Genomic DNA, 21,423 nt, shown 5'->3' with positions numbered 1-21,423 from the left:
CCCAGCGCTTGACGGGCATCCATGCCCGTCACCTCCCTTCGCAAGCCCTGCGCTCGGCCTCCTGAAGTCGCAATCTGCGTCGCCTGAGCTACCGCGCGCTTAGAAGCAAAAACCGAAGCAAGAGCTACAGCCGGAGCGCGAACAGCGCGCTGGGCTCAGCGCGGTTTCAGATCGAGCCGGCGCAGGTGGCAAGTCACTTCCTCGCGGTCGTGGTACAGCTGCTTGCAGGCAATCGATACCCTGATCTTGCGCGCCTTGAACGTCGCCTCCATGCGGTCGAGCAGCCGGCGTACTTCGGCATAGCGCTGCTTCATCGGCAGCTTCAGGTTGACCACTGCCTCGCGGCACAGTCCCTCGCCCAGCCAGGTTTCGATCAGCGAGGTGGTACGCGCCGGCTTCTCGACGATGTCGCACACCATCCAGTCCACCGGCTGCTTCGGCTGCCAGGTAAACCCGTCAGCCATCAAGTGCTGAACCAGGCCGGTGTCCATCAGGCTTTCGGCCATCGGGCCGTTGTCGATGGCGGTCACCAGCATGCCCCGGCGCACTAGCTGGTAAGTCCAGCCACCCGGCGAAGCGCCCAGATCAACGCCGGTCATGTCATCGCCCAGGCGCTGCTCCCACTGCTCGCGCGGGATGAACTGATGCCACGCTTCTTCCAGCTTGAGGGTCGAGCGGCTGGGTGCCTCGCGGGGGAATTTCAGGCGCGGAATGCCCATGGGCCACAGGGCACTGTTGTTGGCCGGCGCAACACCGGCGAACACCCGCCGGCCGCTGATGAAGGTGAGCAGCAGGCGTGGGCGGCTGGCGTCGTCAACCAGGCGGCCGGCCTTCTCCAGCGCCTTGCGCAGCGGCACTTCGAACTTGCGGCAAAAGGTAGACAATTCCTTGCCTTCGTTACTGTCCAGCACTTCCAGCCACAGGCTGCCGAACACAGGCAAGTCGGCCAGCTCCGCCAGCAGCACACTGATGCGGTCAGTTTCCGGCAGTTCGACATAACCGCCCCGGGCCCACTGGCGCGGGAAAATCAGCTCGTTGAAACGCAGCGCCCCCATCAGCCGCTCGGCGCCGCCTTCTTCGGTACAGACAAACTCGGCGCTGGCACTGTGCGGCTTGCCTTTGGCATAGCCAGCAATACCCAGACGGGCGGCATGTTCGCTGATTTCGGCGCACACCTCGCCCTCGAAACCGGGCCGGCAATGCATGAACAGGGTATTCATCTCTCACTCCACTACGGCTGGCGCGCAACAGGCGCCGGCAGGGCGGCGATAATAAAGGAAGTTCGGAACCTGCGACACGCCCCGCCGGTCCAGAAAAGGGTCAGGGGCCGCAAACCGGTCTAACCTGACCACTCAGCCAGGTCCGTACCGTGCGGATCGAAACAGAGCGGTGACACCGGCAGACCTTGAGTATTTGCCGGGCACCGGCGCAGAAGGAGTTGGCAATGCCCTCGCTCGACAGCCTGAACACCCTCAAGACCCTCCAGGTCGGCAACCAGACCTATCACTATTTCAGCCTTACCGAGGCCGCCCGCCAGTTGGGCGACCTGCAACGCCTACCCATGTCGCTGAAGGTGCTGCTGGAAAACCTGCTGCGCTGGGAGGACGGCCACACCGTCACCGGCGATGACTTGCGCGCCATTGCCCAATGGTTAAGCGAGCGGCGCTCCGACCGCGAGATCCAATACCGCCCGGCGCGCGTGCTGATGCAGGACTTCACCGGCGTGCCGGCCGTGGTCGACCTGGCCGCCATGCGCGCAGCCATGGCCAAGGCCGGCGGCGACCCGCAGCGGATCAACCCCTTGTCACCGGTAGACCTGGTGATCGACCACTCGGTAATGGTCGACCATTACGGCACGCCGCAGGCCTTCGGCGAGAACGTGGATATCGAAATGCAGCGCAATGGCGAGCGCTATGCCTTCCTGCGCTGGGGCCAGAGCGCCTTCGACAACTTCCGCGTAGTGCCGCCGGGCACCGGCATCTGCCACCAGGTCAACCTGGAATACCTGGGCCGCACGGTGTGGACCCGTGAAGCCGATGGCCGCACCTACGCCTTCCCCGACACCCTGGTCGGTACCGACTCGCACACCACCATGATCAATGGCCTGGGCGTGCTCGGCTGGGGTGTCGGTGGCATCGAGGCAGAGGCGGCCATGCTCGGCCAACCCGTGTCGATGCTGATTCCCGAGGTGATCGGCTTCAAACTGACCGGCAAGCTGCGCGAGGGCATCACCGCCACCGACCTGGTGCTGACGGTAACGCAGATGCTGCGCAAGAAAGGTGTGGTGGGCAAGTTCGTCGAGTTCTATGGCGACGGCCTGGCCGAGCTGCCGCTGGCAGACCGTGCGACCATCGCCAACATGGCACCGGAGTATGGCGCCACCTGTGGCTTCTTCCCGGTTGACGAGGTGACCCTGGACTACCTGCGCCTGTCGGGCCGACCGGACGCGACTGTGCAACTGGTCGAGCAGTACTGCAAGGCTCAGGGCCTGTGGCGCCTGCCGGGGCAGGAGCCGTTGTTCAGCGACAGCCTGGAACTGGACATGCACGAGGTCGAAGCAAGCCTGGCCGGGCCCAAGCGGCCGCAGGACCGCGTGGCGCTGGGCCAGGTCAGCCAGGCCTTTGACCATTTCATCGAACTGCAGCCCAAGCCGCTGGCCAAGGAAGTCGGCCGCCTGGAAAGCGAGGGCGGCGGCGGTGTAGCGGTGGGCAACGCCGACCAGGCTGGCGAGATCGACTACAGCCATGGAGGCCAGACTCACACCCTGCGCGATGGCGCGGTGGTGATTGCCGCAATCACCTCCTGCACCAACACTTCCAACCCCAGTGTGATGATGGCGGCCGGGCTGGTGGCGAAAAAGGCCCTGGAAAAAGGCTTGCAACGCAAACCCTGGGTCAAGAGCTCGCTGGCGCCGGGCTCCAAGGTCGTCACCGACTACTTCGAGGCAGCGGGGCTCACCCCTTACCTCGATCAACTGGGCTTCGACCTGGTCGGCTATGGCTGCACCACCTGCATCGGCAACTCCGGCCCGCTGGACGAAGCGATCGAGAAAGCCATCGGCAGCGCCGACCTCACCGTGGCCTCGGTGCTGTCGGGCAACCGCAACTTCGAAGGCCGCGTGCACCCGCTGGTCAAGACCAACTGGCTGGCCTCGCCGCCGCTGGTGGTGGCCTACGCCCTGGCGGGCAGCGTGCGGGTAGACCTGACCCGCGATTCACTGGGTACGGGCAAGGATGGGCAGCCGGTGTACCTGCGCGATATCTGGCCCACCCAACAGGAAATCGCCGACGCAGTGGCCAAGGTCGATACGGCGATGTTCCACAAGGAATACGCCGAAGTGTTTACCGGCGATACGCAGTGGCAGGCCATCGAGGTGCCACAGGCTGCCACCTACGTGTGGCAGGCCGACTCTACCTACATCCAGCACCCGCCGTTCTTCGACGACATCGGCGGGCCGCCCCCCCAAATCGCCGACATCCAGGGCGCGCGAGTACTGGCGCTGCTGGGCGACTCGGTGACCACCGACCATATCTCCCCTGCCGGCAACATCAAGGCCGACAGCCCTGCCGGGCGCTATCTGCGCGAGAAGGGCGTGGAGCCCCGCGACTTCAACTCCTATGGCTCGCGGCGTGGCAACCATGAAGTGATGATGCGCGGTACCTTTGCCAACATCCGTATCCGCAACGAAATGCTGGGGGGTGAGGAAGGTGGCAATACCCTTCACGTGCCAAGCGGCGAGAAGTTGTCGATCTACGATGCGGCCATGCGCTACCAGCAGGAAGGCACCCCGCTGGTGGTGATCGCCGGCCAGGAATATGGCACCGGCTCCAGCCGCGACTGGGCGGCCAAAGGCACCAACCTGCTGGGGGTCAAGGCGGTGCTGGCGGAAAGCTTCGAGCGCATTCACCGCTCCAACCTGGTGGGCATGGGCGTGCTGCCGCTGCAGTTCAAGGCCGGCCACGACCGCAAGCAGCTGGTGCTGACCGGCAAGGAGCGGATCGACGTGCTGGGCTTGAGCGGTGCACAGATCCGCCCAGGCATGAGCCTGCCGTTGCGCATTACCCGCGAAGATGGGCAGCAGGAACAGATCGAGGTGCTGTGCCGGATCGATACCTTGAATGAGGTGGAGTACTTCAAAGCCGGCGGAATTCTGCACTACGTGTTGCGACAGATGATCGCCGGCTGAGGCTGGGAGGTACGGCTGGAGATAGACCGAGCGCCGCGCGGGCGGCGCTCGATTCTCAGGCGCCATAGCGGCAACGACAACCCCAACCCAGCCACATTAAATAATCATTCAATAAAACCAGTGGCTTGCCGATACCTGTCCAAAGCCCTGCGGACTATCACCCCATGCGTAACAACCAGCCGATTACCCAGAGAGAACGGACTTTCCCTGCCCAGCAGCGGTTGATCTCCACCACCAACGCCAAGGGCGTGATCACGTACTGTAACGATGCCTTCATCGACATCAGTGGTTTCACCCGCGAAGAGTTGACCGGCGCGCCGCATAACCTGGTACGCCACCCCGACGTGCCGCCTGCCGTGTTTGCCCATATGTGGCAAACCCTGAAGCAGGGCCAGCCGTGGATGGGCATCGTCAAGAACCGCTGCAAGTCCGGCGACCACTACTGGGTCAACGCCTACGTCACACCGATTTACGACAATAACCAGGTTGTCGGTTTCGAGTCGGTGCGGGTCAAGCCAACCGCTGAGCAGATTCGCCGCGCCGAAGCACTGTACCAGCGCATCAACCAGGGTAAGCCAGCGGTACCTCGCAGGGACAAGTGGCTGCCGGTGCTGCAGGACTGGTTGCCTTTCATCCTGATCAGCCAGGTGGGCTTCCTGATCGGCAACTGGCTGGGCCATTCCTGGGGCTTTGCCCTGGCTGCCGCGCTATCCGTACCCCTGGGCCTGCTGGGCTTGAGCTGGCAGCAGCGCGGCCTCAAGCGCCTGTTGCGCCTGGCCGAACAGACCACCTCCGACCCGCTGATCGCGCAGATGTTCACCGACAGCCGTGGCGTACAGGCGCGCCTGGAAATGGCCATGCTCAGCCAGGATGCCCGCATGAAAACCTGCCTGACCCGCCTGCAGGACAGTGCCGAACACCTCAGCGACCAGGCGCGCCAGTCCGACGCCCTGGCACACAAGAGTTCTTCGGGGCTGGAGCGCCAGCGGGTGGAGACCGAGCAGGTCGCCGCCGCCGTCAACCAGATGGCCGCCACCACCCAGGAAGTGGCCAACCACGTTCAGCGCACCGCCGATGCCACCCAGGAAGCCAACCGCCTGACCAGCCAGGGCCGGCAGATTGCCGGGGAGACCCGCGAGGCCATCGAGCGCCTGTCGGCAGCGGTGGGCGAAACCGGCCAGACGGTCACCCAACTGGCCAAGGACAGCGACGAGATTGGTGGCGTGGTCGATGTGATCAAGGGCATTGCCGACCAGACCAACCTGCTGGCACTGAATGCGGCCATCGAAGCGGCGCGTGCCGGTGAAATGGGCCGTGGCTTTGCCGTGGTGGCTGACGAAGTACGCCAGTTGGCCCAGCGTACTGCCGAGTCCACCGGGCAGATCCACGGCCTGATTGCCAAGCTGCAACAAACCGCCAGCAACGCCGTGCTGACCATGGAAACCGGCCACCGCCAGGCGCAGGAAGGCGTCGACCGTGTGATGCAGGCTGACGAGGCACTGGTGGGGATCAGCGAAGCGGTGGCCAACATCACCGACATGGCCACCCAGATTGCCGCCGCTACCGAAGAGCAGACTGCAGTGGCCGACGAAATCAGCCGCAACATCAGCACCATTGCCGAACTGGCCGACCAAACCGCCGAACAGGCGCAGCATTCGGCACTGCTGAGCGAGGAGCTGACCAGCACGGCGGGTAGCCAGTATTCACTGGTGGAGCGGTTCAACCGCTAATGCTCGCGACCCGGCACTCCACCGCTGTGGGTAGCACCGGCTCTGCCGGTGTTCGCGGCTGAAGCCGTTCCCACAGGAACCTAGTGACCTTGGAGCCCGCTCCCACAAGGGCCGCGTATGCCTGCGGTCTGTGTTACCAGTCCAGACGCAGGCGGCTCTCGAAATAGCGCTCTTCGCCGCTCAACGGGTCCTCGAAACGCAAGCTCTGCGCCAGCAGTTTCAGCGGCCGCTGGTAGTCATCCGCTGCATCAAGCAGCTGCGGATAGAACGGGTCATTGCAGATCCCCGCCCCCAAGGCTGCCATGTGCACGCGCAGCTGATGGGTCTTGCCGGTCACTGGCGACAGCCCATAGCGCCACAGCTCACCGTTCTTCTCCAGCACCTCGGCCAGGGTTTCGCTGTTGGCCTCCCCTGCTACTTCGTGCATTCGGAAAAACGGCTCACCATGCACCAGGCGGCTTTTGTGCACCAGTGGAAATGCATGCTGCGGCATAGCCGCCGCAATGGCCTGGTAGCGCTTGTCGATGCGCCGTTCAGGGAACAGGCGCTGGTAGGCGCTGCGGCTGTGCGGGTTGGCAGAAAACAGCACAAGCCCGGCGGTGTGCCGGTCAATGCGGTGCAGCGGCACCAGGTGCGGGTTATCCAGGCGACGGATCAGGCGGCGCAGCAAGGTCTGCTCAACGTACTCACCGGTTGGCGTCACCGGCAGGAAATGCGGTTTGTCTGCCACCACCAGGTGTTCGTCCGCGTGCAGTACCACCTCCTGCACCGGGATCGGCCGCTCGTTCGGCACTTCGCGGAAGTAGTGCAAACGCATGCCACGCTTGTAGGGTAACTCGGCGGCAACCGCCCGGCCCTCGGCATCCAGCACCCTGCCACGGGCAAAACGGTCGAGCCACTGGGCGCGGTCGATGGCCTTGAAATGGTCGCACAGGCAATCGAGCACCGTCGCCCAGTTACCGGGGGGCAGGCACACCGTACTGGCTTGCTGGCGGGCGGGGTCGAAGGGCGCGGTCATGGCAGGGCTCGAAACGTTCACGGCCGCGCATTATCGCCCAAGCCCGCGCCCTCAACCAGCCTGGACTATCGCCTCGCTGCGTTCCTTCAGCCAGCGCAGCACCTGCACCGGCTCCCAACGGCTGGGGTCGTAAAGGGCATAGAGCAACCCTTGGTAACCCACCACATCCAGCCCGCGGTGGTAACCGGCACGCTGGAACAAGGCCTCGATTTCGGCGAAGCAGGTATTGAAGTGCACTTTACCGAACGGCGTGCGGTCGTCGGTCACCAGGCCTTCGAGGCGCAGTTCCAGAACGGCGTCAGCCACCCGATCCACGGGCATGCGGTTGACGCTGTACTTGAGTTGCTCGACGTTGAGCATGGCTTTACCTCGATACTGTATTTATATACAGCATACGAACATCCCCTTGCCGCCGTCAATGCGCTTCATTGCAGCCCCGCCAGGCAGCCACTTCCTTTGCGCATGGTCAAAACCTGCCGACGCGGCGTGCCCCGGGCCACCGACAGATGCACCCACCTGTCGAACTCCAGGATGAGTTGATCGAACGGCACGGCGCTTTCGCTGATCCTGCGTACGGTTTCCCGAGGGCTGACTTCAATTACCGTGAAGTCCGCCGCCAGGCCTTGTACATGCTGGCTGTTCGTGGCACCGCCGATCAACCGGTTGACCCTCTCGCTGCGAAAACCGCTGCTGATGATGATTGGCGCACCGAACAGTGCGCGCACCTGCTCCAGCGCACCACACAGCAATTGCAGGTTGGCCCTGGCTTCAGGGGGCGGGGTGTTATCGAATCCGTCCCTGGCGGCGAGCTGGGAAACGGTCATTTCATCGAACGTGAAATGTGGGGTGATCAACATGGCGAACTATTCCGATGATGAGGGAGGTAACGGCGCCAGAGTGCGCCGGCACCTGATCATCAGCTCGCGTCACAGATCATGGAGCAGGGTTGCGACTCCTCTGCGGCCTTCATTGCCCAAGGAACGCCACCACCTGTTCGGCATCGAACGGCCAGTGCAGCTCGGCGGCATTGTCGCAGCGTCGCAACACCGGAATGATCAGGCCGTAACGCTCGAACAAGGGCTCGCTCTCGGCAATGTCGACCAGCTCCACCAGCAGGCCATGATCGACGAAAGGCATCAGCACAGCTTCGGCCACTTCACACAGGTGGCAGCCGAGGGTGCCGAAAAGTTGGCATTCAGGCAGCATGGGCAGGTCCCGGTTTGGCATGCAGAGAAACCTATTCTAGGTCTGTCGCGCCCGTCATGCACCTGACCTGGCTCAATCCTGGCTGGTGGCGCCGATACGGTGCAGCGACAAGTCCGCGCCCTGGAACTCCTGCTCATGGCTCAAGCGCAGCCCATGCAGCGCGCGGATTGCGCCATAGACGGCAAAGCCGCCGACCAATGCCACCACCACGCCCATCAGGCTGCCCAGCAACTGGCTGATCAGGCTGACACCGCCCATGCCCCCCAGTGCCGCCTGGCCAAAGACGCCGCAGGCAATGCCACCCCACACGCCGCACAGGCCATGCAGTGGCCACACGCCCAGCACGTCGTCGATCTTCCAGCGGTTTTGCGCTGCAGTGAAGGTCCAGACGAACAACGCGCCGGCCACCAGGCCGGTGGCCAGTGCGCCAATCGGGTGCATCAGGTCGGAGCCGGCGCAGATCGCTACCAGGCCGGCCAACGGCCCGTTGTGCAGAAAGCCTGGGTCGTTCCGCCCGGCCAGCAAGGCCGACAGGGTGCCACCGACCATGGCCATGAGCGAGTTGATCGCTACCAGCCCGCTCACCCCCTGCAACGTCTGGGCACTCATCACGTTGAAGCCGAACCAGCCGATGATCAGAATCCACGAGCCCAACGCCAGGAAGGGAATGCTCGACGGCGCAAACGCCACCAACCGGCCCTCGCGGTAACGTCCACGGCGCGCGCCCAGTAGCAGCACCGCCGCCAGGGCCAGCCAGCCGCCCATGGCATGCACCACCACCGACCCTGCAAAATCGTGGAAAGGCGCGCCGAAACGGGCCTGCAACCAGGTTTGCAGCCCCAGGTTGCCATTCCACACCACGCCCTCGAAGAACGGGTAGACAAACGCCACGATCAACGCCGTGGCACACAGTTGCGGCGCAAAGCGCGCCCGCTCGGCGATGCCCCCGGAGATGATCGCCGGGATCGCCGCAGCGAAGGTCAGCAGAAAGAAGCACTTGACCAGCGCATAGCCATGGTCGACTGCCAGCGCCGCTGCCGGCTGGAAGAAATTGACGCCATAGGCTATCCAGTAACCGATGAAGAAATACACCAGTGCCGAAATGGCAAAGTCGCTGAGGATCTTCGACAAGGCGTTGACCTGGTTCTTGTGGCGCACCGTGCCCACTTCGAGGAACGCGAAGCCGGCATGCATGGCCAGCACCAGAATGGCGCCCATGAGAATGAACAGGGTATTGGAACCGTGGACCAGGGAGTCCATCGCGCTGTGCATGTTTTCCATGAAATAGGCAGACCTGCTGAAAAAGGCACCAGGACAGTTCAAGAACCTGCATCCCTGCACCGAATCGGTGCCAGCCCCCTGCCCTGTTTCGGTGACCGGGTCGGAGCCTGCGTGGTTTTTTCTTGGGTTTGTCGAGGATTGGGTTAAGGTTTATCGGTACCCGCTGCGCTAGCGCCCTGAATCGGCGCAACAGCTGCCAGCGACGCCCCGCAACGTGGCAATGCCTTAGCAAGGCCCATACCAGCACCGGCACTTGAACCTTCCGCGCGTGCTATTACTCGAATTACCATCACTCATCGACAGGGAGAGGCCCATGGCCAGCAAATCGGCAAAGACTGCACAAGAGATTCTGATGGCTGACTTCCAGGCTTTGGTACGCGACACCGAGCGGCTGCTGGCAGACACTGCCAACCTGGCCGGCGACCAGGCCGACGAATTGCGCGAACAGATTCACGACCGCCTGACCCAAGCTCGCGAAACCCTGCAACTGACCCAGGACTCTGTCCGCGAACGCGGCCAAGCCGCGCTGGGCAGCGCCGAGCAGTACGTGCAGGAAAACCCGTGGCAGGCAATCGGCATCGCGGCCGGTGTCGGCCTGTTGATCGGCCTGCTGGCCAACCGGCGCTAAGGGGTTCCCATGGAGAATGACGCCAACGGCGCCAGCGCCTCGGGCAAGCGCCTGGGCGCCGCAGCGCTGGGGCTGCTGCACAGCCATATCGAACTGTTCGGCATCGAGTTGCAGGAGCAAAAGGGCCGCACCTTGAGCCTGCTGCTGTTCGCAGGCCTCGCCCTGGTGTTTGCCCTGTTGCTGCTGACGGCCCTTTCCGGGTTGCTGCTGGTGCTGCTGTGGGACAGTTATCGCCTGGCCGGCATCATCGGCCTGTGCGTGTTCTATGGCCTTGCCGCGCTGTACTGCGGCTTGCGCCTGAAGGCTGCGGTGTTCGACGAATCGTCGCCCTTCGGGGCCACCCTCGACGAACTCGCCAAGGACCGGGAGCGCCTGTTGCCATGAGCCTGCCACAACTGCCAAACACCCGTAACCCGCGCGAACTGCGCAAAGCACTGCTGCGCCTGCGCATGGAGATGCACCGCCAGGAAATTCGCCATGAGTCCGGCCAACTGATGGAACCGCTGCGCCGCGTGCGCGGCATGGGCAGCTCGCTGCATGAAGGGCTGGGGATCAAGCATGCGCCTTTGTGGGGGATTGGCGCTGTGGTGGCGCTGGGTTTCCTCACCGGCAAGGGCGTGCGCAGCGGTAACCTGGCGCGGCTGGTGCGCCTGGGCAGCAGCCTGCTGCCGCTGGTGCGCCTGTACCTGCAAGGCAACCGCCGCCCCTGAACACTGCCGGTTCCTTTGCAGGAGCGGCCTTGTGCTGCGAAGAGACCGGCCCGGCGACACACGTGTATCGATCAAACGGGCCTCTTCGCAGCACAAGGCTGCTCCTACAGGATATGCTGCTTCCTTCGATCCACAGGAGAATGCGCCTTGGACTGGCACACCCTGCTCACCCGTGAACGCCTGGGCAAAGCCCTCTACAGCGCCGATGAACTCGGGCGCAGCCCTTTCCACAAAGACCATGACCGCATCATCTTCTCCGGCGCCTTTCGCCGCCTCGGGCGCAAGACCCAAGTGCACCCGGTTACCAGCAACGACCATATCCATACGCGTCTCACCCACTCGCTGGAAGTCAGCTGCGTAGGTCGCTCGCTCGGCATGCGCGTCGGCGAAACCCTGCGCGACAACCTGCCCGACTGGTGCGCCCCCAGCGACCTGGGGATGATCGTGCAGTCAGCCTGCCTGGCCCACGACATCGGCAACCCGCCATTCGGCCACTCCGGCGAGGACGCCATCCGCCACTGGTTCCAGCAGGCCGCCGGGCGTGGGTGGCTGGATGACATGAGCGACGACGAGCGGGCTGATTTCCTGAATTTCGAGGGCAATGCCCAAGGCTTTCGCGTACTCACCCAGCTGGAGTACCACCAGTTCGACGGCGGTACGCGGCTGACCTACGCCACCCTCGGCACTTACCTCAAGTACCCCTGGAGCGCGCGCCACGCCGACGCCCTGGGCTACAAGAAGCACAAGTTCGGCAGCTACCAGAGCGAACTGCCCCTGCTCGAGCAGATCACCCGCAAGCTCGGCATGCCGCAACTGGAAGAGCAACGCTGGGCGCGCCACCCGCTGGTGTACCTGATGGAGGCCGCCGATGACATCTGCTATGCGCTGATCGACCTGGAAGACGGCCTGGAAATGGAGTTGCTGGAATACGCCGAAGTCGAAACGCTGCTGCTTGACCTGGTCGGCGAAGACCTGCCAGAAACTTACCGCCAGCTCGGCCCACGCGATTCCCGCCGGCGCAAGCTGGCGATTCTGCGTGGCAAGGCCATCGAGCACCTGACCAACGCCGCCGCCCACGCGTTCGTCGAGCAGCAGCAGGCATTGCTGGCCGGGCACCTGGCGGGCGACCTGGTAGAGCACATGCACGGCCCGGCCAAGCGCTGCGTGCTGCAGGCCAAGGACATGGCGCGCAACAAGATCTTCCAGGACAAGCGCAAGACCCTGCACGAAATCGGCGCCTACACCACCCTGGAGATTCTGCTCAACACCTTTTGTGGCGCAGCGCTCGAACAGCACGGCGGGCGCACCCCCTCGTTCAAGAGCCGCCGGGTGCTGGACCTGATCGGCAACAATGCCCCGGATCCGCATGCCTCGCTGCACAGCGCCTTCCTGCGCATGATCGACTTCATCGCCGGGATGACCGACAGCTATGCCAGCGAAATGGCCCGGGAAATGACCGGGCGCTCCAGCCCCACCTGAATCACGCCGGTGCAGCCACGGCCCCTCAGCCAGTGCTGCACCGCGTACTGCAGGAAACTTCCTACATATACTGGCAGCAAGTTAAACAGTACGAATAAAAGCCCATGAAAAGTTACCAAAGACGCTTTGACATTGGGTCAAACACAAAAATTTCGTAGCCCGTTTTGTTTTATCTTGTAAGCCATTTCCCATAAGGAGCGAATCGCCCTCCCTCGCATGCCCGATGACTTCCAACTGCGATAAGGTGCCGGTTGTCCCCCTCAATCGCCCGCAGGGAAGTTGAACATGCATTCCATATTTATTGTCGACGATCATCCTGTCATCCGCCTGGCCGTCCGTATGTTGCTGGAAAACCAGAATTACAAGATCGTCGGCGAGTCGGACAATGGCGTGGACGCCATGCAGATGATTCGTGAAGCCGCGCCCGACCTGGTCATCCTCGACATCAGCATCCCCAAGCTAGACGGGCTGGAGGTACTTTCCCGCTTCCAGGCCATGGCCCTGCCATTGAAGGTTCTGGTATTGACCGCCCAGTCTCCCGCATTGTTTGCCGTGCGTTGCATGCACTCCGGCGCCGCAGGCTATGTGTGCAAGCAGGAAGACCTGAGCGAACTGCTCAGTGCTATCAAGGCGGTACTGGCCGGCTACAACTATTTCCCCAGCCAGGCAATAAAACACAACCAGACAACCGATACCGAGCTGCAACTTTTCCGCCAGGTAAATGACCGCGAACTGATGGTCCTGCAACTCTTCGCCCAAGGCCGCAGCAACAAGGAAATTGCCAAGGGCATGTTCCTCAGCAGCAAGACTGTCAGCACCTACAAGAAGCGCCTCATGCACAAACTTCAGGTCAGTACACTGGTTGACCTGATCGAAATAGCCAAACGCAACGCGCTGGTCTGAGGGTGGTCATGCCGCACCCTATTGCTCGCCTGCTGCTCGCCCTGCTCCTGTTCAGCGGCGTAGCGCAGGCCACCTATCAAGGGGCTTCGTCCTATACTTTACTGGCTCGGTCATCGGCCAAGCCGACCCAACCCATGCTCACGGCCGAACAACGGCAATGGCTCGAAGGCCGTCAGGAACTGGTACTGGGCACGTCGGCGCCAGACTACCCGCCGTTCGACATCACCAGTGGCGGCCGCGACTATCAGGGCCTCACCGCCGAGTACGCGAGCCTGATCGGCACAGCCCTGCAGTTACCCGTACGGGTGCTGCGCTTCCCCAGTCGGCAGGCGGCGGTGGAGGCGCTCAGGCATGGTGATATCGACCTGCTTGGCAGCGCCAATGGCTACGAAGCGGCCAGCGACGGCCTGGCGCTGTCGCAACCGTATGCCATTGACCAGCCGGTGCTGGTAACACGCGAAGACGAAAGCCGGGCGCTCGACATGGACCTGGCCGGCCTGCGCCTGGGCATGCTTTACCATTACCTGCCCAAGCAGGAGGTACACAGCACCTACCCCATGGCCGAGCTGCTGGCCTTTGGCTCCTCCAGCCAGGCCTTGAACGCCGTGGCGTTCGGGCAGGCCGACGTGTACATCGGCGATACCATCTCCACCCACTATCTGCTTAACCGCGGCCACCTGCCGCGTCTGCGCATGGCCAATTTCGGCAAGCACGAGGCCATTGGCTTCGGCTTTGCCTTGCGCCAGCAGGACACGCTGCTGCTGGAGGTGGTGAACGCCACACTGGACAGCCAGCCCCCCGCCCTGCGCGCCAGCATCTTCAAACGCTGGAGCGCCGGCAGCGACCTGCTGCTGACCGAGCGCAAGCTGCAACTGACAGACGCCGAGGAACAATGGCTGCAAGATCACCCGGTGATGCGCGTGACGATCGATGATACGGCTGCGCCGCTATCGTATTTCGATGGCTCGGGGCATTTTCGCGGCATCACTGCCGACCTGCTGGAGTTCATCAGCCTGCGCACCGGCTTGCGTTTTGAAGTGCAGCGTACCAGCGGCATCGCCGACATGATCGCCCGCCTCAAAGATGGCCGCGCAGATGTGATTGCCGCACTGGCCACCGGCGCGGTGACCGACGATGACCTGCAAGTCAGTCGGCCCTACCTGGAGAGCGCCTTCGTGCTGGTAGGCCGCAAGGACGATATGGCCCTGAACACCCTGGAGCAGTTGCAGGGGCATCGCGTGGCGATTACCCGCTACAGCGCCATGAACGCGAAGCTCTCACGGCACTATCCGACAATCGGCTGGGTCGAGACCGAAAGCGGGTTCTATTCCATGGCATTGCTCAACAGCGGGGCGGTGGACGCAGTGATCACCACGTTGCTCGACGCAAACCATGCCTTGGCCAACAACCCCGGGCTGGTCATCCGCACCACGGTGGGCAGCGAGCCCGCCAACTTCGCCATGGCCACAAGCACTCCGTCACAGGCGATGATGTCGATCCTCGACAAGGCGTTGCTGAGCATTTCGCCAGAAGAGCTGGGGGTAATCAACAACCGCTGGCGCGGCTTCGGGCAGCACGACGATGGCAACGGCAACGGCTACAGCCAGCTTGCGCTACAGGTGGTGCTGGGCATGGTCGCGCTGCTGTTGCTGGCCTTGCTCTGGAACGCCCGCCTGCGCCTGCAGATCCGCCAGCGCCAACGCGCCGAACGAGCACTGAGCGACCAACTGGCGTTCATGCGCGCCCTGCTCAACGGTACCCCCCACCCCATGTACGTACGTGACCGCGAGGCCTGCCTGCAAAGCTGCAATTACAGCTATCTGGAAGCCGTGCAAGCCCGCTCCGACGAAGTCATCGGCAAACAGCTGGACGGCAGCCTGTTTGCCGACGAAGAGCAAACCCGGCAGATCCAGGCCGACTACCTGAAAGTCATGGCCGCAGGCTCGCCGTTGATCATGGACCGGCCACTGCGGATCAAGGGCCGCGAAATGACCATCTATCACTGGATACTGCCGTACCGCGACTCGCTGGGAGAGGTGCAGGGCATCATCGGCGGCTGGATCGACATCAGCGAGCGCCGCCAGTTGGTCATGGAACTGCGTCAGGCCAAGCAGCAGGCCGACGATGCCAACCGCGCCAAGAGCACCTTCCTGGCCACCATCAGCCATGAAATCCGCACCCCGATGAATGCCGTCATCGGCATGCTCGAACTGGCAGTCAAGCGCGCCGACCAGGGCCGGGTAGACCGCAGCGCACTGCAGCTGGCCCACCATTCAGCCAAGGACCTGCTGGGCCTGATCGGCGATATTCTCGACATCGCGCGCATCGAGTCTGGCCACTTGTCCCTGGCCCCGGAGGCCGTCGACCTTGCAGCACTGGTCGAATCGGTAGGGCGTATTTTCGAGGGGCAGGCGCGCCAGAAAGGCCTTGCTCTGGAGGTAAAGATTGCACCCGCCGCGCGCTGCCACGCACTGCTCGATCCCCTGCGTTTCAAACAGGTGTTGTCCAACCTGGTGAGCAATGCCATCAAGTTCACCGAGCATGGCCAGGTCCGTATCAGCGTCAGTCTGCAGGATGACGGCAACACCACGCCCGCAGTGCTGGAACTGGAAGTGCGCGACAGTGGCATCGGCATCCATGCCGACGACCTGCAACGCCTGTTCAATCCGTTCATCCAGGCCAACCCGCACAGCCAGGGCGCCCGTGCCGGTACCGGGCTGGGCCTGGCCATCTGCCGCAGCCTGTGCGAAATGATGGGCGGCAGCCTGACCATCAAGAGCCTGGAAGATGTTGGCACCCAGGTGCGCCTGAAGATGCCGCTGCAGCGGATTGACGCCGCCCCACCCCCAGCGTCGCTCCTCGAGCACCTCGATGTGCCTGACCCGCGGCTGAACGTACTGGTGATCGACGACCACCCGGCCAATCTGCAGCTGATGGCGCAGCAGCTCGGCTACCTGGGCCTGCCGCACGCCAGCGCCCGCGATGGCCGCGAAGGCCTGGCGGCCTGGCGCGCAGGCGACTTCGATGTGCTGGTGCTCGACTGCAACATGCCGCACATGAACGGATACCAACTGGCGACCGCCGTCCGTGCCGAAGAACGCCATGGCAAGCGGCTGCGCTGCACCATTCTCGGCTATACCGCCAACGCGCAGCCAGAGGTGCGCCGCCGGTGCCTGAGCGCCGGTATGGACGACTGCCTGCTCAAGCCGATCAGCCTGGGCACCCTCAGCCAGCACCTGGCGAGCATTCGTCCGCGCCGCCAGCAAAAGCCCCGGCGCAAGCTTTACCATCTGGACGGCCTGGCTGCAGTGGTCGGGCATGACCCCGCCGACCGCCAGCGCTTCCTGCTGGCCTTGCAGCAAAGCCTGCAGGCCGATCTGGCCAGTTTGATGGCGCTGCATCCGGAGCATGACAGCGACGCCATTGCCGAGCAGGCCCACAAGGTGCTGAGTGCGGCCCGCATGCTGGAAGCCCCCGACCTGATGCAGGCCTGCGAGGCGCTGGAGGCCCGCGGCCTGCCCACGCACCAGTTGCGCCTGCGGCGCCAGGCACTGGCGCGGCACATGTGCCGTGTAGAACGGGCTCTGGCCAAGGAACTGGCCACCGGCGCGTGCACACAGGCAGGCAGCCAGACGTGTTAACTGGTAGACTGCGCGGCGTTATTACCTAAGAGGATTGTTTCATGGCCACAAACCGCTCCCGTCGTCTGCGCAAAAAGCTGTGTGTCGACGAGTTTCAGGAATTGGGCTTCGAGCTGAACCTGGAATTCAAGGAAGATCTGGATGACCAGGCAATCGATGCTTTCCTCGATGCGTTCCTGGAAGAAGCGATGGACGCCAACGGCCTGGACTATGTAGGCGGTGACGATTACGGCCTGGTGTGCTCGGTCAAACGCGGCTCGGCCAGCGAAGAACAGCGCGCTGCCGTTGAAACCTGGCTGAAGGGCCGTAGCGAACTGACCAAGATCGAAGTCAGCCCGCTGCTGGACGCCTGGTACCCGGAAAAGCCGATCAACAAGGCTGAGTGATACCTGCCTGGCTTGATCGCTGAAAAGGCTGCCCTTGCGGGTGGCCTTTTTTATTGGCGGTGCTTTTCCGTCGAACGTGGCGCATCGTCGCTACGCTTGGGGCATAATGCGTACTCTTTCGTCGTGGGGCCATCATCTCTTACAGCCCCAGTGCCCTTTTCCCTCGCCGCAGGGTATTTATCCATTATGATCAAAACGCTTCGTCCCTTCATTCTTGCAAGCCTGCTGTTGCCACTCGCATTGCCCAGCCAGGCCGCCGCCGTCAATACCACCCTGCCCGCCAAAGTGCAGCAGGCGCTCAAGGCCAACAAGCTGCAGGACACAGCCCTGTCGCTGGTAATGCTGCCGCTGGACGGCCCCGGCACGCCGACCGTGTTCAATGCCGATGTTTCGGTAAACCCGGCCTCGACCATGAAACTGGTCACTACCTACGCTGCCCTCGAACTGCTCGGCCCCACCTTCCAGTGGAAAACCGAGTTCTACACCGATGGCACCCTGAGCAACGGCGTGCTCAATGGCAACCTGTACCTCAAAGGGGGCGGCGACCCGAAGCTGAACATGGAAAAGCTGTGGCTGCTGATGCGTGACCTGCGCGCCAATGGCGTGCGCACCATCACCGGTGACCTGGTGCTGGACCGCAGCCACTTCGTGCAACCCAACCTGCCGCAGTTCAATGATGACGGCGGCGATGAAAACAAGCCGTTCCTGGTCAAGCCCGATTCGCTGCTGGTCAACCTCAAGGCCCTGCGCTTCGTGGCCCGCAACGATGGGGGCAAAGTCACCGTCGCGGTCGAGCCACCGATTGCCAGCATCCGTATCGACAACCAGGTCAAGGCGGTGGCTTCGAAGCAGTGCACTGGCGATGTGCGCTACAACCCGGTACCCCAGGCCGATGGCATCAGTGTAACCGTCAGTGGCCAGCTGGGTGACGGCTGCAACTCGCAGACCTACCTGTCGCTGCTCGACCACGCAACCTATGCCGCCGGTGCCGTGCGCGCGATCTGGAACGAGCTGGGCGGCAGCATCCAGGGTGGCGACCGCATCGAGAACGTGCCCAAGAGTGCCCGCCTGCTGGCCCGCGCCTTCTCGCCAGACCTGGTGGAAGTGATCCGCGACATCAACAAATACAGCAACAACACCATGGCCCAGCAGCTGTTCCTGAGCCTTGGCGCGCAGTTCCGCACCGATGCCGATGGCGACGATGCCCGCGCCGCCCAGCGCGTAGTGCGCCAATGGCTGGCGAAAAAGGGCATTACCGCGCCGCACCTGGTGATGGAGAACGGCTCTGGCTTGTCACGTGCGGAGCGGGTCAGCACCCGGGAAATGGCCCAGATGCTGCAGGCTGCCTGGAAGAGCCCCTACGCTGCCGAGTTCATGAGTTCGATGCCGCTGGTAGGCATGGACGGCACCATGCGCAAGCGCCTGAAGCGCACCGCCATGACCGGTGAGGGGCACATCAAGACCGGCACGCTGAACACCGTGCGGGCGATTGCCGGCTTCAGCCGCGACAGCAACGGCCATACCTGGGCGGTGGCAGCGATTCTCAACGACCCGAAACCGTGGGGTGCGTCGCAGGTGCTCGACCAGGTGCTGCTCGACCTGTATCGCCAGCCGAAGCTGGCCGGTAGCACCGCGGCCAACTGATTGGTCAGCCAGTACCGGCCCTTTCGCGGCTAAAGCCGCTCCCACAGGTACTGCACAGGCCTCAAGTGCCGTGAAGATCCTGTGGGACCGGCTTTAGCCGCGAAAGGGCCAGTACCGACAACTGGCAGCTACCAGGCGGATTCCCCTTCCACCCGATCCCGCCCGGCCTGCTTGGCTGTATAGACACCCGCATCAGCCCGCAGCAGCAAGGCGTCGGCGCCCTCCCCCGGCCGCCAGCCCGCCACTCCAAAACTTGCGGTCACCTGGCCCACGCCTTCCACCGGCATCGTGCGCACCCCTTGCCATAACTCAAGCGCCAGCAGCCGCGCCTGCTCGGCATCGCTGCCCGGGCACAGCACCATGAATTCTTCCCCACCCAGCCGGCAGAACACATCAGTACGCCGCAAGCGCTGGCCAATACGCTGACACAAGCTGCGCAACACCCGGTCGCCCATGGCATGGCCGAAGCGATCATTGATGCATTTGAAGTGATCGATGTCGAGCATGATCACGGCCAACGCCAGGCCGTCGCGCTGGGCGCGCTCCAGTTCGACCTTGAGCCGGTCCTGGAAGTAGCGGCGGTTATGGATGCCGGTCAGCGAGTCGGTGACCGACAACGCCCGCAATTCCTCCTCCACACCCTTGAGGTCGGAGATATCCGTCAGGTAGCCATGCCACAGGGTGCAGCCTTGCTCCCCCACCTCTGGCGTCGCTTCGCCACGGACCCAGCGCAGGCCGGCACGCGGCAGGCACACCCGGTATTCCTCGCGCCAGGGCGCCAGGTGCTCGGCCGAGTAACGCACCGAGCGGCGCACGCGGTCCAGGTCATCGGGGTGGATGCGCTCGAACACCAGCGTGGCATCCTCGCGCAATTGCTGCAGGTCCACTTCGTAGATGTCGTACAGGCCTTGGCTGGCATAGGGAAAGCACGAATGGCCGTTGGCATCCAGGCGATACTGGTAAATGCCCCCCGGCACCTCGGCACTGAGCTTTTCCAGCAGCCGGTCGCGCGCCGCCAGCGCCTCGTGTACCCGACGCCGCTCGGTGACATCAATGCAGATGGCCAGGTAGCCAACCCACAAATCCTGCTCATCCAGCATGGCGGTAACCAGCATGTTGGCCACCAACTGGCTGCCATCGGCGCGCAACAAGGTCCATTCTCCAGGTTCGGCGCCATGCGCTTGCACCGTTTCGGCGAACATGGCCTGGCCACCGGCAATCGGGCGACCATAGCGCAGGCTCAGGGCATGGCCGCGCTGGCTCAGTTCCTCGGGCAGCACCAGGTTCTCAAGGCGCAACTGCCCGATCGCCTCGCTGGCCGGGTAACCGAACATACGCTCTGCGCCGGCATTGAAGGTACTGACCACACCCTTGAGGTTGGTGGCGATGATTGCCACCTGGGTCGCCGCATCCAGCACGCTGCGCAGCTGGTTGTGGGTGCCGCGCAGCGACTGCTCGCTGACCCGCAGTTCGGCGGTGCGCTGCTCGACCAGGGCCAAGGCGCGTTGGCGCTGGCTGAACAGGCTGTAGAGCAAGGCACTGAGCAGCAGGCTCAACAACCCACCCAGCAGGACCACCGCCAGCACTGCCGACGAACGATTGGCCTTCACGAACGCCAGGCTCGGCAGGATGCTCAACTGGAAGTGGCGATCGGCCAGGTGCAACTGCTGATTGCTGGCCAGCGACAAGGGGGCGACCTGGTTCAGCGAGTCGAACATCACTTCCGGCCCCTGCAACCCGGACGGATCAACGATGCGCACCACCAGGTTGTCATCTGCCGCCACTGGCCGCCCATCACTGACCAGCTCGCGCATGCTCAGCAAGGCCGTCACATAACCTACTGCTGCGCCATGCGGATTAGCGTCGGAAAACACCGGCGCCACCAGCAGCAAGCCACGCGCGTACGAAGGGATCTCGTACATGGCCAGGGGTTCGGACACCGCCATGCTGCCAGGCCCGAGTGCCCGTGCCAGGGCAGCCTGGGATGCTGCCTGGCCGGCAAGGTCCAGCCCATAGGGCAGCCCTGGCATTTCACCAGATTGGGTATACAGCACAGGGAAGTAATGGTCGCGCAGCGGCGCAGGGCGCCATTGGCCTTGTGCGTCCTGGTCACGGATCACATAGTCCGGGCCTGAATGCTCACTGGCATGGCGCTCGAACTCGGCGCGTTGCGCGGCTTCGACACGCGGCGCCCAAGCGTAGGCCAGGGTGCGCTGGAGCAATGGCCGGGCGTAACCGTCAAATTCGAGCGGGGTGACTTCGTTGGAAAAGCTGAAGAACCGTCGCAGGCCGTCCAGGCGCTGCTGCTGTTCATCAAAACGCTCGGCAATGCGGCTGAAGCGCTCGCTGGCCAGCAACTCGAAACGCTGGCGCAACTGCTGCTTGTAGAACGTCTGCGCGGCAAGCGCCAAGGCGGCCGTCAACAGGCCGCCCGCCACCAAAGCCACCAGCGCCACCGCCCAGGCGGACACCGCTTCTGTGCACAGGCCAAATAACCGCGCACGCACGCCACACTTTGACATACACCCATCTCGTCACGTCAGCGTCCTGCGGATTATCTCGCCCTCCTCACATTTATAGCTATTGGCCATTAGCCGCGCAATGTACCTCG

17 protein-coding genes are annotated in these 21,423 nt (G+C 63.5%); 10 read left to right on the top strand and 7 right to left on the bottom strand.

What is annotated here, in order from left to right; translation table 11 throughout:
• Window positions 1–155 precede the first annotated feature (155 nt).
• Window positions 156–1,220, bottom strand: a complete 1,065-nt coding sequence (rlmM, locus tag SB756_RS26940) for a 23S rRNA (cytidine(2498)-2'-O)-methyltransferase RlmM (protein ID WP_016500765.1) — start codon at window positions 1,218–1,220, stop codon at window positions 156–158.
• Between the two features lie 224 nt (window positions 1,221–1,444).
• Here rlmM and acnA point away from each other — a divergent pair, with 224 nt between their 5' ends.
• Together acnA and SB756_RS26930 are read left to right on the top strand one after the other, a co-directional pair.
• Complete coding sequence (acnA, locus tag SB756_RS26935) at window positions 1,445–4,186, top strand: aconitate hydratase AcnA (RefSeq protein ID WP_341798031.1); 2,742 nt, start codon at window positions 1,445–1,447, stop codon at window positions 4,184–4,186.
• Window positions 4,187–4,350: 164 nt separating this feature from the next.
• The gene (locus tag SB756_RS26930; RefSeq protein WP_341798030.1) at window positions 4,351–5,916 is read left to right on the top strand and encodes a PAS domain-containing methyl-accepting chemotaxis protein; all 1,566 of its coding nucleotides are present in this window, start codon (window positions 4,351–4,353) and stop codon (window positions 5,914–5,916) included.
• Between the two features lie 133 nt (window positions 5,917–6,049).
• Here the strand turns inward: SB756_RS26930 and SB756_RS26925 are convergent, their stop codons facing one another.
• The 5 genes from SB756_RS26925 to SB756_RS26905 form a co-directional block, all read right to left on the bottom strand.
• Window positions 6,050–6,934: a pseudouridine synthase gene (locus SB756_RS26925; RefSeq protein ID WP_341798029.1), complete on the bottom strand. Its 885-nt coding sequence runs from the start codon at window positions 6,932–6,934 to the stop codon at window positions 6,050–6,052.
• 51 nt (window positions 6,935–6,985) lie between these two features.
• The gene (locus SB756_RS26920) at window positions 6,986–7,294 is read right to left on the bottom strand and encodes a transcriptional regulator (RefSeq protein WP_258655900.1); all 309 of its coding nucleotides are present in this window, start codon (window positions 7,292–7,294) and stop codon (window positions 6,986–6,988) included.
• A 65-nt stretch (window positions 7,295–7,359) separates the two neighbouring features.
• Complete coding sequence (locus SB756_RS26915) at window positions 7,360–7,791, bottom strand: D-Ala-D-Ala carboxypeptidase family metallohydrolase (protein ID WP_341798028.1); 432 nt, start codon at window positions 7,789–7,791, stop codon at window positions 7,360–7,362.
• A 109-nt stretch (window positions 7,792–7,900) separates the two neighbouring features.
• On the bottom strand, window positions 7,901–8,140 hold the full coding sequence (locus SB756_RS26910) for a glutaredoxin family protein (RefSeq protein ID WP_019473185.1): 240 nt from the start codon (window positions 8,138–8,140) through the stop codon (window positions 7,901–7,903).
• A gap of 72 nt (window positions 8,141–8,212) precedes the next feature.
• Window positions 8,213–9,421, bottom strand: a complete 1,209-nt coding sequence (locus SB756_RS26905; protein WP_341798027.1) for an ammonium transporter — start codon at window positions 9,419–9,421, stop codon at window positions 8,213–8,215.
• Between the two features lie 313 nt (window positions 9,422–9,734).
• On the opposite strand from SB756_RS26905, the gene SB756_RS26900 reads away from it, so the two are divergent.
• From SB756_RS26900 to dacB, 8 genes are all read left to right on the top strand, one after another.
• Complete coding sequence (locus tag SB756_RS26900; protein ID WP_016500773.1) at window positions 9,735–10,049, top strand: YqjD family protein; 315 nt, start codon at window positions 9,735–9,737, stop codon at window positions 10,047–10,049.
• A 9-nt stretch (window positions 10,050–10,058) separates the two neighbouring features.
• Window positions 10,059–10,433: a phage holin family protein gene (locus SB756_RS26895; protein ID WP_016500774.1), complete on the top strand. Its 375-nt coding sequence runs from the start codon at window positions 10,059–10,061 to the stop codon at window positions 10,431–10,433.
• Window positions 10,430–10,759 carry a hypothetical protein gene (locus SB756_RS26890; RefSeq protein ID WP_016500775.1) on the top strand — a complete coding sequence of 110 codons (330 nt, stop codon included), beginning with the start codon at window positions 10,430–10,432 and terminating at the stop codon, window positions 10,757–10,759. The genes SB756_RS26895 and SB756_RS26890 overlap by 4 nt, the downstream gene beginning before the upstream one ends.
• Window positions 10,760–10,906: 147 nt before the next feature.
• The gene (locus SB756_RS26885; protein ID WP_059395422.1) at window positions 10,907–12,238 is read left to right on the top strand and encodes a deoxyguanosinetriphosphate triphosphohydrolase; all 1,332 of its coding nucleotides are present in this window, start codon (window positions 10,907–10,909) and stop codon (window positions 12,236–12,238) included.
• Window positions 12,239–12,523: 285 nt separating this feature from the next.
• Window positions 12,524–13,141 (top strand): response regulator transcription factor, encoded by a 618-nt coding sequence (locus SB756_RS26880; RefSeq protein ID WP_016500777.1) that lies wholly within the window; start codon window positions 12,524–12,526, stop codon window positions 13,139–13,141.
• A gap of 8 nt (window positions 13,142–13,149) precedes the next feature.
• Window positions 13,150–16,782 carry an ATP-binding protein gene (locus SB756_RS26875; protein WP_410912596.1) on the top strand — a complete coding sequence of 1,211 codons (3,633 nt, stop codon included), beginning with the start codon at window positions 13,150–13,152 and terminating at the stop codon, window positions 16,780–16,782.
• Window positions 16,783–16,823: 41 nt separating this feature from the next.
• Complete coding sequence (locus SB756_RS26870) at window positions 16,824–17,168, top strand: YggL family protein (protein ID WP_016500779.1); 345 nt, start codon at window positions 16,824–16,826, stop codon at window positions 17,166–17,168.
• 186 nt (window positions 17,169–17,354) lie between these two features.
• On the top strand, window positions 17,355–18,812 hold the full coding sequence (gene dacB / locus SB756_RS26865; protein ID WP_016500780.1) for a D-alanyl-D-alanine carboxypeptidase/D-alanyl-D-alanine-endopeptidase: 1,458 nt from the start codon (window positions 17,355–17,357) through the stop codon (window positions 18,810–18,812).
• A 128-nt stretch (window positions 18,813–18,940) separates the two neighbouring features.
• On the opposite strand, the gene SB756_RS26860 is transcribed toward dacB, so the two are convergent.
• The gene (locus SB756_RS26860; RefSeq protein ID WP_341798025.1) at window positions 18,941–21,334 is read right to left on the bottom strand and encodes a diguanylate cyclase; all 2,394 of its coding nucleotides are present in this window, start codon (window positions 21,332–21,334) and stop codon (window positions 18,941–18,943) included.
• Window positions 21,335–21,423: the final 89 nt, after the last annotated feature.

The organism is Pseudomonas sp. SIMBA_068 (genome assembly GCF_046534705.1).
Taxonomy (GTDB): Bacteria; Pseudomonadota; Gammaproteobacteria; order Pseudomonadales; family Pseudomonadaceae; genus Aquipseudomonas; species Aquipseudomonas putida.
This window is presented reverse-complemented; position numbering and strand designations above follow the sequence as displayed.